The sequence below is a fragment of the Azospirillum himalayense genome, assembly GCF_042657465.1.
GTDB classification, from domain to species: Bacteria; Pseudomonadota; Alphaproteobacteria; order Azospirillales; family Azospirillaceae; genus Azospirillum; species Azospirillum himalayense.
Genome location: NZ_JBHSLC010000111.1, coordinates 145,552 through 160,385 on the forward strand (window position 1 = coordinate 145,552; position 14,834 = coordinate 160,385).

Annotated in this window: 9 protein-coding genes; 3 read left to right on the forward strand and 6 right to left on the reverse strand. The window is 66.8% G+C overall.

Annotated features, from left to right (window positions below):
- Positions 1-834: 834 nt before the first annotated feature.
- A complete protein-coding gene (locus ACFPMG_RS30070) occupies positions 835-2,751 on the reverse strand; it encodes a DUF3857 domain-containing transglutaminase family protein (protein ID WP_376999130.1) in 1,917 nt (638 codons plus the stop codon).
- Between the two features lie 628 nt (positions 2,752-3,379).
- On the opposite strand from ACFPMG_RS30070, the gene ACFPMG_RS30075 reads away from it, so the two are divergent.
- Both ACFPMG_RS30075 and ACFPMG_RS30080 read left to right on the forward strand, forming a co-directional pair.
- The gene (locus ACFPMG_RS30075; RefSeq protein WP_376999262.1) at positions 3,380-4,036 is read left to right on the forward strand and encodes an O-methyltransferase; all 657 of its coding nucleotides are present in this window, start codon (positions 3,380-3,382) and stop codon (positions 4,034-4,036) included.
- A 309-nt stretch (positions 4,037-4,345) separates the two neighbouring features.
- Positions 4,346-5,524: a polysaccharide deacetylase family protein gene (locus tag ACFPMG_RS30080; protein ID WP_376999132.1), complete on the forward strand. Its 1,179-nt coding sequence runs from the start codon at positions 4,346-4,348 to the stop codon at positions 5,522-5,524.
- Positions 5,525-5,604: 80 nt separating this feature from the next.
- Here the strand turns inward: ACFPMG_RS30080 and ACFPMG_RS30085 are convergent, their stop codons facing one another.
- Positions 5,605-6,072, reverse strand: coding sequence for a Ros/MucR family transcriptional regulator (locus ACFPMG_RS30085; RefSeq protein ID WP_051658475.1), 468 nt, complete (start codon positions 6,070-6,072; stop codon positions 5,605-5,607).
- 178 nt (positions 6,073-6,250) lie between these two features.
- The gene (locus ACFPMG_RS30090; protein ID WP_376999134.1) at positions 6,251-7,576 is read right to left on the reverse strand and encodes a GH1 family beta-glucosidase; all 1,326 of its coding nucleotides are present in this window, start codon (positions 7,574-7,576) and stop codon (positions 6,251-6,253) included.
- Positions 7,577-7,704: 128 nt separating this feature from the next.
- Between ACFPMG_RS30090 and ACFPMG_RS30095 the strand changes: the two genes are divergently transcribed.
- The gene (locus ACFPMG_RS30095; RefSeq protein ID WP_376999264.1) at positions 7,705-9,057 is read left to right on the forward strand and encodes a GH1 family beta-glucosidase; all 1,353 of its coding nucleotides are present in this window, start codon (positions 7,705-7,707) and stop codon (positions 9,055-9,057) included.
- A gap of 67 nt (positions 9,058-9,124) precedes the next feature.
- Here the strand turns inward: ACFPMG_RS30095 and ACFPMG_RS30100 are convergent, their stop codons facing one another.
- From ACFPMG_RS30100 to ACFPMG_RS30110, 3 genes are all read right to left on the reverse strand, one after another.
- On the reverse strand, positions 9,125-10,909 hold the full coding sequence (locus ACFPMG_RS30100) for an ABC transporter ATP-binding protein/permease (protein ID WP_376999136.1): 1,785 nt from the start codon (positions 10,907-10,909) through the stop codon (positions 9,125-9,127).
- 119 nt (positions 10,910-11,028) lie between these two features.
- The gene (locus tag ACFPMG_RS30105) at positions 11,029-12,588 is read right to left on the reverse strand and encodes a DUF6212 domain-containing protein (protein ID WP_376999138.1); all 1,560 of its coding nucleotides are present in this window, start codon (positions 12,586-12,588) and stop codon (positions 11,029-11,031) included.
- 16 nt (positions 12,589-12,604) lie between these two features.
- Positions 12,605-14,662, reverse strand: coding sequence for a glycosyltransferase family 2 protein (locus tag ACFPMG_RS30110; RefSeq protein ID WP_376999140.1), 2,058 nt, complete (start codon positions 14,660-14,662; stop codon positions 12,605-12,607).
- Positions 14,663-14,834: the final 172 nt, after the last annotated feature.

The window sequence follows — 14,834 nt, forward strand, 5'->3', positions numbered from 1 at the left end:
AACAGGAGCACTTGATCATGCGGGATATTACTGAAGACGAACTCGACTTGGTTTCCGGCGGCAACCCGTTGGTAACCGCGGGATTGGGGGCATTGGCCGGAGGAACAGTTTACATAGCTGGCGTCTCCGGTTACTCCGACGCTACGGGAACATCTTTCAGTTCGAATTTCAGCTGGTATGATTTTGGTGGGGCAGCGGTCGTCGGGGCGTTTTCCGGTCCGGTGAGCGGTACTTACTTTGGGCCTGCGGCCGTATCCTCATATGGCTTTGGGTTCTTTGGTGGTGCACTTTCAAACCCCGGTGGCCCTGGCGGCAGGTAATGCTGTAGGGGACCGCTCAAGTCCCCAGTGGATCGCCTCAAGGTCCCGTTTCCCATCTTCAAAGCACGGATTAGAACTGGTTTAGCGACCCGGAACCGTCGACATGTCTCGGTTCCAAATGGGTTTTGCCGGCGCTTTCTGTTGTTTGATGATGGAACGCTGTTGAAAAGGAGTTTGGCACCCCCTTTTCTTTCCGACCATTTGTGGCTGATCGTCGAACCGCAGCTCCCTTCGGAAAAACCCGGAGGGGGCTGCGGGCTTTTGTCAACAATCGACTGAACCGCGCCGGGTTTCCCGGATGTCGTCTGGGTTGAGTCAGGCCGTCATGGCGGCATCCTCATTTTGGGCACGGCGGCGCGCTTCAGTCTCGGCGGGAGGACGGCTGCCAATGAATTCGGGCAGGCGCCACCTTCGAGACGTATTCACCCGCGCCTGACACCAGACTGACGCGACGTGCTGCACCCATCCTTTCATCACGCCACGTCAGGCCTTCCATATGAATTTCCCGTCCGCGTCAGGGACGCGCGGTAAGTGCTGGGTTCGAGAATTGCGGGCGCCAGTTGAAGTCTTTCATCGCCACCCCTATGACCGGCGCCAGTTCCGACGCCATCGACGCCGGGCACGCCTGGCCCGGCAGGCGGGTGACAAGCCGCCGTTCGACGTGCAGGGTTTGCCCGTTCATCGTGTAACGCGCCGTGTAGCTCGTCAGCGGGTGGTTCGCAGCCACCGGCTCCGGCAGGTTGGTCAGTTTCAAGCCTTCGGGCAGATGGAAATTGATCGTCTGCTCGAAGGTCTCCGATTCGCAGATGAAGTCCTGCGTTCGTTTGTCCCGGATGGCCCCGTAGATGCGAGCATAAGCCGGCTGCACCAGACGAAGGCCGAAAGGCAGGACGCCGTTGCTCTCCGGATCGGTGAAAATGTTGCCGGTGAGGGAGAATTGGCTGTTTACGGCGTAAGGCTCCTCCCGGTCGAAAGGATCGCGCAGGTCGATGCTCGCCGTGCCGCGCCACCTCTGCCGCATCATCACGTCCCTGGCATACACGTCGCCACCCTTGGCCGCAGCCTGCTCCATGACGGCCCGCAGGTCCATTGCGGCTGCTCCGGACGCCTGCGTGAGGGTGGTGCCCCGCATCGTTCCGTCTGCGGCGAATACGACATCGGCCGCAAGCGACAGGCGGTTGTCGTCCGCGGGCATTGCCGGCGTGCGCGTCAGCGCGACACCGTTGCGCCCGGCCCGCAGGACCGCCTTGTCGGCGATGGCGCGGTGCACGATGCCGAAAGCGGCGTGTCCAGCTGTCGGGTCGATGTAACGGTTGAATTCCGGAAGCCAGAGAATCACGTGGTTGAACCATTCCGGTGCCGGCACCGTCGGCTCCCGGTGGCTTGGGAAGACCGAGATCAGCGCGAAATCGGCCTCGATGCCCTTGGCGGCCAGCAAGGCGCGTGTGAGCACGGTGTGGTCCTTGCAGTCGCCGAACTTGTTGGCGAGCACGGTGCCGGCGTCGTGCGGCACGTAGCCACCCTGACCGAGCAGCACGGCGAAATAGCGCACGTTCTTCGACACCCAGTCGTAGATTGCGCGCGCCTGCTCCTGGCGATCGGTGATTCCGCGGGTGATCTCGTCGGCAAGCGCGCGGATCTCCGCCGTAGGCTCGCTCTTCGACGCGGCGTCCTCGTAGAAGCGCTGCCCGATGGCGTCCCAGTCGCGGTAGCTCCCGATGACGAGGCGGGAAATGCGGTCGATGGGGGCCGTCGCGTTGGGTTCGTCCGCCAGATCGGCTTGCGGGACGAGCGTCCAGGTGACGAGGCGGCGGTCGCCGTGCTCTTCCGCGATTCGGGAAAAACCGGTGGCCTCCTCGTGCAGCGTCATCTCCTTCGGTGCATCGATGGCGATGACCATCTGCTCGTAACGCGCCGCGGGCAGAACGGGGTAGACGGCGCTGAATCCGCCCGGAACCGGGCGTGCCCTGTCCCGGAGGCGCACCGTGTAGCGCAGCGTGTCGCCGACGGCCACGTCAGGGAAGACTAGGGTGTGGATCTTCAGATCGGCATGGAAGATGCCGAGTTGAGGCGCGTTGGGCAGAGCGGCCTTGAGAATCTTGCTGGCTGGCACCGGGATGTGCCGGCCATCAGGCTTGACCGTCGCCGCCTCGATGATATCCAGGTGGGAGAAATGCTCGTTCACCGGCAGCGGGATCTGGGTCATCGATTGCAGAACGGCGTCGGACCGGAGCGTGATTTCCTCAGTCACGACGGTGCTGAGAAGACCGCTCGGCTCGACGGTCATTTTGGCGGTGAGCTTTCGTGCAAACGGTGCCGGACCCGCCTGCGCCGCCGCAATGGACGATAGGAGCACGACCGTTGAAGCCGCAGCGAGATGGACGAGGTGCTTTCTGAAACGGACGAGGATCGTCCCTGGTGTCGCATTCATCGTCGGTTGTGCTCCGTATTGTTGGTTTCGCGAATGATCTAAAGCGGGATCGCGACATCGCGCGAAGGGGGAAAAAGGCTGCTGCGTCGGTGATTTCTACAAGCTTTCATTGAAGCAATTAAGATAATGATTCTTATTTGCAAATATGGTTGTTCTTGACAGTGCCACTGGGTTGTGAGGCAGCGAAGAACTTCAGGATTCGGGGGTGCCGCCCGACCTTGGGGTTCCGAGCCGGTCCGTCTACAGTCGATTCCGCTGCTTTCCGTCCGAACTTCCGATGAGTGGCGATGAATCGGGCGCGACGTGCGCATCGTGCTGACGGTGCAGCGCTTCTATTGCCACGAAGCCGACTGCTCCGGGCGCACCTTCGCCGAACGCTTCGGATTGGCCGTGGTGCTGTTCGCCCGTGGCCTTGCCAGCCGGTCAGCGGCGATGTCCTGCTGCGGTCGGTCCGATCCCAGCCCGTTCCGGTGGCCGAAACACCGGATGTCTTGGGAGCGGATGATTACAAGCTGCGGGTGCGACCCCCGGAGACACGGGGAAACCTTTCGGAATCGCCAAAGCTCCCCACATGTGAATGGCCGCCCGCAAGGAGCGGGCGGCCACAGTGGGAGCGGATTCCTTGACCGTGCAGTCGATCTTCATGCCCGAGTCCATCTACCGGTACATGCTCGACGCTTCCCTGCGCGAGACCGCCATCCAGGCGAAGCTGCGCGCCGAGACGGCCAAATTGACCGAGGCTCACTATCAGATCGCACCAGAAGAAGGCCAACTCCTGGCTTTCCTCGTCGAAATGATCGGTGCGCGCCGGACCTTGGACATCGGTACTTTCACCGGATACAGCGCGCTGACGGTGGCACAGGCCTTGCCGGACGATGGGCGCGTCATCAGTTTCGACATCAACGAGCAGTGGACCTCCCAAGCCCGCGCAATCTGGTCCGAGGCCGGCGTGGCGGACCGGATCGACCTGCGCATCGGACCAGCGCTCAACAGCCTCGGCAAACTCCTCGCCGACAGTGGAAGCGAAGCGTTCGACTTCGCCTTCATCGACGCCGACAAGGAGAATTACGGCGCCTATTACGAGTGGTGCCTGAAGCTTGTGAGGCGCGGCGGCCTCATTGTGGTGGACAACACCTTGTGGCGTGGGCGAGTCGCCGATCCCAGCGATCGCAAGGGCAAGACCGAGGCCATCCGTGCCTTCAACGCGGCCCGCCTGGACGACGAGAGGGTGGCCCTGTGCATGCTGCCCGTAGGGGATGGCGTGACCCTCCTGCGGCGGCGCTGAAGGAGGGTAGGCACGTGGCCCGGCCCCTTGGGACGGTAAGCAGGAACAGGGTGCGGGTGACCGAGGTGTTTCGATAGGTTGCCTCCCCGAACGGCACATAAATCCCATAAGGGCAATTATGGAAAATATACCAAGGAATTCCGTGACAACTCTCCTTCGGCGACGATCCTTATGGAGGCGTGGTAAATTTTGCTCTATCTCATAAGAGGTATCGCCCACACCTGATCTCACCGCGGCGATGTTGATGGTCGATCGCACATGATTTCAGGTTCAGGCCTCTCCACCCTCCACAGTTTCGCACCCACGACAATGCGGGGGCGAAGGCATCTCGGGTTTCTGACCGCAGGCCTGCTGGCGGCGGTCACTCACGGCCCGCTCGCCGATCCGGCGCGTGCCGCGGACCAATCGCATCTCGCCACCGTCACAACGCTGCGCAAGGAGGCGGACAGCCACCCGGCCAAGATGCTCCAATTCGGCGTCTACCGGACAGAGGCCGATGCCTGGGTCGCCTGGAAGGCGGTTGTCCGGCGCCAGCCCGACATGGTCGCCGATCTCGTTCCCCGAGTCGCCCTGCAAAGGCCAGAGATTCCTGATTCCGGTTTCGTCCTGCGGGCGGCCCCCCTGCCCGACCTCGACCCCAACTTCGTCTGCCGCCGGATCGTCGGCGGTGGCGGCAGTTGCCTCGTGGTGGACGCCGTCGCCGAGCAGCCGCCGACGACACCCGTCGCCGGTTCGGAGGACAACGACCACAATGGAGTGGTCACCTACAGCCCGGACCAGAGCCGGGAGATGCAGGAGATCGAGCGTCAAGCCGCCCGCCTGTCGCGGATCGCCGCTATCGTGCCCGGAAATGAAGCGCGGGTGGACATTGGGGCGCTGAAGGCCAGCCGTTGGAATCTCTGCTCCCTGACCTTCGACGACGGGCCGCATCCGGCGGTGACTCCGCGCATCCTCGATATCCTGCGCAGCGAGGGAGTGCGCGCGACCTTCTTCCCGATCGGCAACGTCGCGGTCCGCCACCCGCGGATCATCCAGCGGATCGTTCAGGAGGGACATGAAGTGGGCAACCACAGCCTGACCCACCCGAACATGCGCACTCTGAACACCGAGGCCCAGCGCGCGCAGATTGCGGAAACGAATCGCATCCTGGCCCAAGCGGGCGCCGACCCGGTGCTGTTCCGCCCTCCGGCCGGACGCTGGAACGGCGATACGCTGACGGCCGTCGAGCAGGAAAAGATGAGCCCGGCGCTGTGGAACGTCGACACACGCGACTGGTTCACCCGCGACGCCGGCAAGATCATGGCGCAACTTGAGGCCACCGGCACCATCGGCAGCGTCGTCCTGATGCACACGACCTACAACGCGACGGCGGAAGCGCTTCCCCGGGCCATTGGCCTGCTGCGCACGCGCGGTTGCCGCTTCGTCACCCTGTCGGAATGGATCACGAGCTTGAACAGCCTCGCCACTCCGCGCATCGCGCAGCGCTGAATCCGGCGACAACAGCGATCATCCCTCCGCCGCCCCCTTCCCGGATGTCGGGAAAGGAGCGGTTCGGAGCGGATGCGCGATCAGGCGACGTTCTTGGCGCGGCCGCGACGGGCCGGCTTGGCCGGAGCGGCGGCCTTCTTGCCGAGACCGATCGACTTGGCGAAGGCGGACCGCTGCTCCGCATAGTTCGGGGCGGTCATCGGATAGTCCGCGGGCAGGCCCCACTTGCGGCGGTATTCGTCCGGAGTCATTCCATAAGCCGTGCGCAGATAGCGCTTCAGCATCTTCAGCTTCTTGCCGTCCTCAAGGCAAACGATGTAGTCCGGCATCACCGACTTCTTCACCGGCACGGCGGGGCGCAGTTCCACCGCTTCCGGCTCCACCGGACGGCCTGTGCCCGACAGACTTTGGTGGACAATCCGGATGAGGTTCGGAAGATCATTCACCGCGATCTGGTTCGAGCGGACATAAGACGCAACGATCTTACCCGTCATGGCAACCAGATCGGTGGCCGAATTCTCAGAACCGTCGGTGTCGCTGCTTTGCATGTCAGTTTCCTTCGAGAACGAATGATCCAGAACGGAGGATGGGCAAAGTGATGCGCAAAGCGCAAGCCTGTGCATCAGGTTTAACATGCAAATGTGTAATGTGTTTCATGCAGGACACGCGGACGGGTGCCTCAGTCGAGCGGAAATAGTAGGCTTCGGTGATAAAATCGCCGCCCGGTCAGGCGGCGGAACGCGCACGCTTTATCAGGTCGGCGTACCAGCGGGCGGAGGCTTTCGGCGTGCGTTTCTGCGATTCGAAGTCCACATGGACGATGCCGAAACGGTTGCCGTAACCGCTTCCCCACTCGAAATTATCCAGAAGCGACCAGACGAAGTAACCGCGCACGTCCGCTCCGCCGCGAATCGCCTCATGCATTGAGGCGTTATAGAGTCGCAGATAGTTGATTCGGTGTTGATCGTCGATGGCGCCCGATTCGTCCGGCGAATCGCTGCCGCCGCAGCCGTTTTCCGTAATGACGATGGGCATGCGATAGCGGCGGGTGATTTCGAGCAGCTCGTCCCGGAAGGCGTCGGGGAAAACCGCCCATCCGACACCATAGGTCGGCGAATCGGGCGGCGCGTCGCCCCAACCGTAACCCCAGGTGGTGTCCGGATTCGCGCGGGCGAAGATCGGGCCGTAATGGTTCAGGCCGAACCAGTCCATGGGCCGGCAGATCCGCGCCATGTCGCCGGCCTTCACGTAAGGCTCGATGGCGCGGGCGACGCGCGGCGGGTAGTGGCCGAGAAGCTGCGGGTCGCAAAAGCTCAGGTTCCAATGCTCGTCCAGAAGGGCGGCGGCCTCCGCGTTCTCCGGCCGCCCTCCCTCCGGCAGCACCCGCTGGCGGTTGTGCACCGCCCCGATGGAGGCGCCGGGAACCAGAGTTCTGATCACGTCCACGCCGGCCCCGTGGGCAAGGTTCACATGGTGGATGGCCCGCAGATGCTGGGCCCGGTCGGTGATGCCGGGAGCCGCCCAGGGGATGGCGTAACCGAACAGGGTGAAGACGGAGAACTCGTTGAAGGTGATCCAGCGTTGCACCCGGTCGCCGTAGCGCCGCGCCAGCAGCGTCGCATAATCAGCGTACCAGCCGGCGCTGTCCCGGTTCGCCCAGCCGCCGAGGTCCTGCAGGGCCTGCGGCAGGTCCCAGTGATAGACGCACAGCCAGGGGGCGATCCCCGCCTCCAGCACCGAGTCGATCAGGCGGTCGTAGAAGTCCAGGCCAGCTTGGTTGACCGCGCCGCGCCCGCGCGGCAGCACCCTGGGCCACGCCACGGAGAAGCGGTACGCGTCCACTCCCAGCCCGCGCATCAAAGCCACGTCCTCGGCGTAGCGGTGGTAGTGGTCGCACGCGACGTCGCCGGTGTGGCCGTTCACCACACCGCCCGCCGTGCGGCAGCGCGTGTCCCAGATGCTGGGCCCGCGCCCGTCCGCAAACGCGGCCCCCTCGATCTGATAGGCGGAGGTGGAGACGCCCCAAACAAAATCCTTCGGCAGGTCCGCCATCACCGTCTCCGTCCGCACCACTCGCCCATACCCATACTACCTTTGGCGGAATGGTCAAGAAACAGGCATAATGATGAGCGAATGGTTCGACGGAGCGGCCTCCCTTGGAACATAAATCTGCGCGACCGCTGGCAACGCCCCTTTCCACCTCCGATTTTCCCGATGGATTCCTGTGGGGAACTTCGACGTCGGCGTTCCAGGTCGAGGGGGCCGCAACCGAGGATGGGCGGGCGCCCAGCATTTGGGACAGCTTCTGCCGTCTGAAGGGTCGGGTGGACAACGGCGACACCGGCGACGTCGCCTGCGACCACTACCACCGCTACGCCGAGGATGTGGCGCTGATGCGGGACATCGGGGTCGACGCCTACCGATTCTCGATCTCGTGGCCGCGCGTCCAGCCCCGCGGGCGCGGGGTGGTGAACGAGGCCGGGCTGGATTTCTACGACCGCCTGATCGACCGGCTTCTGGCGGCTGGGATCGAGCCCTGGGCCTGCCTCTACCATTGGGACCTGCCGCAGGCCCTGCAGGACCTCGGCGGCTGGGCGAACCGGGACAGCGCCGGCTGGTATGCCGACTACGCCGTCCTCTGCGCCCGCCGCTTCGGCGATCGGGTGACGCGCTGGGCGACCTTCAACGAGTTTTCCGTCTTCACCCTGTTCGGCTACGCGCTCGGCTGGGGCGCCCCCAGCGTGTCGGACCGCGGGGAACACCTGAAGGTCATCCATCACACCAATCTCGCCCATGGGGCCGGCGTGGACGTGCTGCGCGATCTGGTGCCGGGCGCCTCCATCGGGGCGGTGCACAGCGTTCAGCCCTGCCGGCCCGCCGATCCGGCGCCCGAAAACATCGAGGCGGCGGCCCTCTTCGACGAGTTGTGGAACCTGTGCTTCCCCGACGCGCAGATTCTGGGCCACTACCCGCCGCGCATCGCCCGCGCCATCGAACCTTACGTCCAGGCCGGCGACATGGCGCGGATCTGCCGGCCCTTGGACTGGTTCGGGATGAACCATTACGCCCCCCTCTTCGCCCAGGCCGAGCCGGGCGCCGTCTGGGGCTGCGGCTTCGGCGCCCCGCCCGAGGGCATGCCGCGCACCGACATCGGCTGGCCGCTCCAGCCCAGCGCCTTCCACGAGGCGTTGATCCACGCCACCGCGCGCTACCGACTCCCGATCTACGTGACGGAGAACGGCTACGGCACCAAAGCGCCGGAAGCCCCGGACGCGCAGGGGATCGTGATGGACCGGGAGCGGCTTGACTATCTGCAGGCCTGCATCGGCGAAATGGCGCGGGCGCTGAAGGACGGAGCCGACGTGCGCGGCTACTTCGTGTGGTCGCTGCTCGACAACTTCGAATGGGGCGGCGGCTACGGCACGCGGTTCGGCATTGTCCATGTGGATTTCGAGACGCAGAGACGCACGTTGAAGGAGTCCGCCAAGTGGTATTCGGCGCTGATCGGTGGCGCGCGGGGGCAAGGCTCCTGACCCGGCCATGACGGACCCGGCCGTCCCGTTTCAGCACACCGCCGGCCGCTTGACGGTCTGACGCCCCCTATTCCGCGACCGCCGCGATCCTCCGGTCCCCGCAAGGCACCTCGCGCATCTGAACGGTATCGCCCACCCGTTCGAGCACCAGCTTGCGGCGGTGATGCGCCTCCAGGCCGGGGTGGCTGCCGATGGTGATCAGAGAGGCGTCGGGGAACTCGTCTTCGACCAGGCGCAGCATCGCCTCCTCGGTCCGCGGGTCCAGGCTGTCGGTGGAGTCCTCCAGGAAGATCCAGTCGGGACGGTGGATCAGCAGACGGGCGAAGCCCAGCAATTGCTGCTCCGGCACCGCCAGAATCTCGTCCCAGCTGTCGGGCTCGTCCAGCCGCGGCAGCAGATGGCCGAGCCCGACCCGCTCCAGCGCCTCCGCCGCGCCGGCATCGCTCACCGTCCCCACCCCCAGGGGATAGCTGAGGGCGGCGCGCAGCGTGTCGTGCGGCAGATAGGGGCGTTCGGCCATGAAGAACACGCGGGAAAGGGAGGGCAGGACGACGCTTCCCCCACCCCAGGGCCAGACACGCGCCACCGCGCGGAACAACCGCACCGCCGCCGCCGGATCGCCGACGATCAGCACACGCTCGCCAGGGCGGATCTCCAGGTCGAAGGGCTCCACCACCCGGCGCCCGTCCGGCTCGGCGATGGACAGCCCACGGAAGCCCAGGCCATGCCCGCCGTCGCTGCGCTCCACGGTGATGCGCTCCGTCCCCTCCCCGCCGATCTCGCGGTCCAGTCGCTGGAGCGCCTCGTGCAGGCCCAGCACGCGCTCCACCGACGCCTTCCATTCCGCGGCGCGGGCGAGGTTGTCGATCGGCCAGGACAGGGCGCCGACGGTCTGCTGGAAGGCCTGCGCCGTCTGCATCAGCACGCCGAGCGAGATGGCCCCGGCGATGTAGCTGGGCGAGGCGACCAGGATCGGAAAGACGGCGGACAGCACCGAATAGGCGGCGCTGAAGACCATCATGTTGGACAGGGCGTGCGTCTGGCCGTTCCAACCGCGCTGCACCCCGCCGAACAGCAGACGCAGGCGGTCGCGCTCCCCCGACTCACCGTGCAGGAGCGCCACGTCCTGCGCGTTCTCCCGCACGCGGGCGAGGCCGAAGCGGAAGGACGCCTCGTGCCCCTGCCGCCGGTTCACCGCCTTCACCAGCGGCTTTCCCATCAGCAGGGCGATGCTCGTCCCGACGGCTGCGTAGACCAGCGCGATGTAGAGAAGATAGCCCGGCACGTGGAAGGTGCTTCCGGCCAATGTTACCTCCGGCGCACCGGACAGCCGCCACAGGATGTTGGTGAAGCTGATCAGCAGCAGCGCGCAGTAGGACAACGACAGGACGAGGTCGATCGCCGCCTCGGTCGCGATGCGGATATCCTCGGCGATGCGCCCGTCCGGGTTGTCGTGGTCGCCGGGCAGATAGGTCACCTGATGCTGCCGGCCGCGCGTCAGCCAGTCGCCCAGCAGCTTCTGCGTCAGCCACGTTCGCCAGCCCAGCTGCAGGCGGCGCTTCACCCGCAGATGCAGGATGGTGTTGGCGATGTTGAACAGGATGATCCCACCCGCCGCCGCGATCATCAGCAGGAACCGGTCCATCGAGCGCTGCTCCAGCGCGTCGAACAGGTGCTGGCTCCACAGGTTCAGCAGGATGGGAACCACCACCTGCCCGACCGTCAGAAGCCCCAGCGCCCCGGCGAGAAGCCACACCGTCCAGTTCCGCCCGCTTGACCAGAAGCCACCGGCAAGATGAAGGAACCGGCGGGTGAAGCCGGATCGGTCCGGCGTCCTGGACGCGATCGACATGGCCCTTCACCCCCTGGGCTTGAAGCAAGACCTCCTTTACCCTAACGAACAGTTTATTACCAACAGCTTGCCCCGCAGTGCACCAAAGGATTGGTGCACTGCCGCAAGGTCATAGCCCGTCACGGGGTGGCGGCGATCCCGTCCGCAGCCGCCGGCAGGACGGGCGGGTTGGCCCAGGCGGTGCGGGAGTCGATCTCCAACTCGAAATCGGAAAAGACGGTGCGTCCATACAGGCCGTGGCCGCGGTCGGGGATGTCGGTGAAGAGGTGAAGCGCCATCGGCCCGGACCACGGCGCCGCCAGAACCGCCGACAGGTCGAGCGGTCGGCGCGCCTCCTCCAGCACCATCCAGCCGCTGGAGGCGAGGACGCCCTCCTCCCGCTCCGCCTCGTCCACCGTCACGGAGGGAGGTGCCACCACCAGCTTGCAGGCGATGGGGGTGCGGCAGCGCGGATCGTCGATCACCGCCCGCGCCCGCACCGCCATGGCGCCCGGCACCTCGTCCAGCGGGATGTGGGCCGCCGTTACGACGCCGTGAAGCGGGTGGAGCAGGATGCGCCCGCCGCGCAGCAGACCGAACCAGGGGAAGGTCGCCTCGAAGTCGCGGCCCTTGCGCAATTGCGCCAGCACCGGCTGGGTCAGCGGCCAGACCAGATGGTCCGGCGCCGGATGCGACGCCAGATGCGCCGCCGCGCCGTACTCCAGCCCCGGCAGCCCGCTCCACAGCCGCAGCGCCAGCATGGCCGGCTGTCCGACGGCGCGGGCCGCTGGCGCGACGGCGTACTCGTCGAGCAGACCGGCCTGGGCCAACGACAGGCGCAGCGCCTCCGTCACCACCCCGGTGGCGCCGATCCGCAGATCGAGAAGGCGATCCATCCGGGTCGAGGCGACCGGCAGGCGCAACGGCAGCCAGCCGGACCGCAATTCGCCGAAGGACAGCGTCCATTCCGCGAGGGGCTCGCCGGTCTCCACGCCCGTCAGGGCGACGGCGAGCACCCCGCTTCCCTTCGGCGCTTGGTCCAGATGCAGATCAAGTCCCGCCAGCCCCCGCGCGCCCGTCGGCAGGCGCTGCACGATCTCGGCCGCCCCAGCGGGATTCCGGCCATGGCGCAGCGGCACCGGCAGCGCCCCAACCGGACGCGGCGTGGCGAAGACCAGCCGCGGCGGGCTGAGGCGCAGGGCGTCCAGAAGCTCCACCGCCTCCGGCGGCAGGCGAGCGGAACGGCCCCATTCCTCCCGCAGAGTGGACAGGGTCCGTTGAAGCCCGGCATTGCGGCGATGCAGCCCGTCGATCTCCCCGAAGGCCTGGGCCAGCAAGCCGCGCAGCAGCGTGGACGCGTCGCCCGTCACCTGCGGCGGCGCGCTGTCCGGCCCGCCAGCCCCTTCCCACCAGCCGAGCAGGTGTTCAGCGTCCCGCCGCGCCGCCTCGTCGCCGCACCATACCGCCCGGACGGCGGCGGGCGGGATGGCCAGCGTGCGCAACGCCGCGCCCTCGTCCGCGCCGTCGTCCGCGCCGTCGTTCCCCGACAGCAGCAGATAGCCGCCGTCGTGACGAACCAACCGCAGGATGCGAAGGGGAATGGTGCCTGGCTCCGGCCCGGTATCGGTGCCGACCATGATGAGCTTCGGCGTGCCGTCGTAGAGGGAGGCGAACTGGGCCGCGGGGGTGGAGAGCTTCATGATGACGACACCCCTCTCAGGCGGCCGCGGAGGTTTCGGGAAGGCACGAGGACAGAGGCGCGCAGGCGGTCCAATCGAGATCGGCGTCCGGCTCTGTCGCATCCTCCCAGCGCCGCAGCTTGTCCGGTGGGACGCCCAGAGCCCGGCAGAGGCGGAAGGTCCGGGCTTCGAGCGGGACGATGGTCTGGTAGGCGTGCTCGAAAGCGGCGCAGCCATTGACCGTGTCGGCCAGGGACGGCGCATCCGGCGCATCGGACGAACCCAGCAGCGCCCAGCCCGTGACACCGAGGGCGCGCAGCCGCCCCATCAGCGGATGGGCCGCGCCATGCCGCACGGCCACCACCAGATCGAAAACGGCCAGCGTGCCGACCGCCATATCCTCCTCCACCGCATCCAAGGGACGCAGCGGCGTGCCCAGATAGGCGTCGCGGTGGGTCAGCGGGCGTTCGGGCAGCACCAGCGACAGCGGATGGGGGATGACTGACGCGAAAGCCTCCACCACGTCCGCCGCGAGCGACAGGCCCCCACCGCCCAACGCCACCAAATGCGCGTCATAGCCCTTCCCGGCCAGCCAGCGAGCCATGCGGGCGGCGGTGTCCAGCGCTTGCGCATCGGCGGGATCGGCCACCAGCGCCGCCAGCCGCCGGTTCCCCGTGGGGTGGAGCAGCGGCAGCACCGAGGGCAGTTGATGCACCGTCCGGTAGACATCCTCAGGCGTGGCGACCCCGGTGCGGTAGCGATCGATCGGCGCCGCCGCCCAGCCGCCGTTGGACGGCCGCGACCACGCCGCGGCCATCGCCTCGCGCAGCGCGGACAGAGCGGGGTCGGCGCTGGCCGGCGGCTGGACCGCGCCGGGCAGCGCCAGGGTCAGGGTCAGCCGGACTTCGGCGCAGGGCTTCCAAGGCTCCCGCTCCAGCATAGGAGTGCCCGCCGGCTGGCGCCGCACGAGGTCGAGCAGGACCGCGGTGGGCAGCATCGCCATAGCCGCTCCGCCGTCGGGCAGAGGGAAGGGCGCGTCCGCCTGCAACCCCACCGGCGCGCCGGACCAGGACAGCGCGCCACCGCTTTCCACCGCCCGCGCCGCCACCTCGGCGCGCACCAGGGTCGCCTGTGCCGCCGCGCGCTCCAGGACCCACAGCGTGCCTCGCAGCAGACGGTGGCGCTTCAGCAACTCGTAAAGGCCGGAGTCCATCACCGCCAGCAGGCCGGGGCACTCCCCGTAGCCCGGCCGCTCCGGCGCGCGCAAGGCGCGGCGCACGAAGTCGGCGAGCGGCACATCCTCCTCGCCCGCCGCGGGGTCGGTGACGCAGCGGACAATGGCGCGGTCGGGCAGATACACCGCGTAGCGCCGACCAACCGCCGCCTCCGCCCGCAGCACGGCCCGAACCGCGAACAGCGCGGGGTGGCGCTTCTGGATGTGGGTCAGGATGGGGCGGTAATCGCGCTCCGATTCGGTCAGCATGCTCTCGCCGCGACGGCGGTAGCCGAAACCGGTGCCCGGCACATGGACGCCGTGGAAGCCGCGCTCCAGCCCTTGCAGCCAGAACTCCCAATCCTCGCTGCCCTGACGCATCGCCTCGTCGAATCGGGCGCCGCTGTCGAGCAGGCGGCGCGAGGCCATGCTGCCCGCCTCGCTGACGTTGCGGAACAGATGCTCCAGCGGCGAATAGGCACCGGACATGTCGCAGAACTCGAAGAAGCCGAACTTGTCGACGTCCGGATAGGCCCAGCCGACCTCCGGGCCCGCCGCCCGTAGCGCGTCCAGCATACGTTGCAGCAGATGGGGCCGGATGCGGTTGTCGGAATCGAGGAAGTAAACCGCCTCCAGCGCCGGAAAGGCGTCCAGCGCGAAGGCGATCCCGCTGTTGCGCGCCGCGCTCAGCCCGGCGTTGCGCTTGTGCAGGTAATGGAGCCGCCCCGAATGGGCCGCCGCGAACTCCCGGCACACCCGACCGGTCTCCGGGAAGGGGCAGCCGTCGTTGACCACGACCACGGCGTAGGCGAAGTCCGTGTCCTGGGCGAGCGCGGTGGACAACGCCTCGACCAGCAGGCCCGAATGCTTGTAGGTCGGCACGACGATGGCTGCGCGGACGTCTTCGGCGTCACCGGACCCTGAAGCGATGTGAGTTCCAACGGAATGCATGGGCGGACGCAGTGATGACACGACACCGTCGATAGCACCGCTTCCGCTTGATTAAGATGTGACAATTCCGAGGCAGAAACCGCCGGGTCCGCGCCCACCCTGT

Excerpts from the sequence above, each read along its gene's own strand:
- ACFPMG_RS30105 (WP_376999138.1), bottom strand. The coding sequence starts at position 12,588 with ATGAAGCTCTCCACCCCCGCGGCCCAGTTCGCCTCCCTCTACGACGGC.
- ACFPMG_RS30100 (WP_376999136.1), bottom strand. The coding sequence starts at position 10,909 with ATGTCGATCGCGTCCAGGACGCCGGACCGATCCGGCTTCACCCGCCGG.
- ACFPMG_RS30080 (WP_376999132.1), top strand. The coding sequence starts at position 4,346 with ATGCGGGGGCGAAGGCATCTCGGGTTTCTGACCGCAGGCCTGCTGGCG.
- ACFPMG_RS30070 (WP_376999130.1), bottom strand. The coding sequence starts at position 2,751 with ATGAATGCGACACCAGGGACGATCCTCGTCCGTTTCAGAAAGCACCTC.
- ACFPMG_RS30085 (WP_051658475.1), bottom strand. The coding sequence starts at position 6,072 with ATGCAAAGCAGCGACACCGACGGTTCTGAGAATTCGGCCACCGATCTG.
- ACFPMG_RS30090 (WP_376999134.1), bottom strand. The coding sequence starts at position 7,576 with ATGGCGGACCTGCCGAAGGATTTTGTTTGGGGCGTCTCCACCTCCGCC.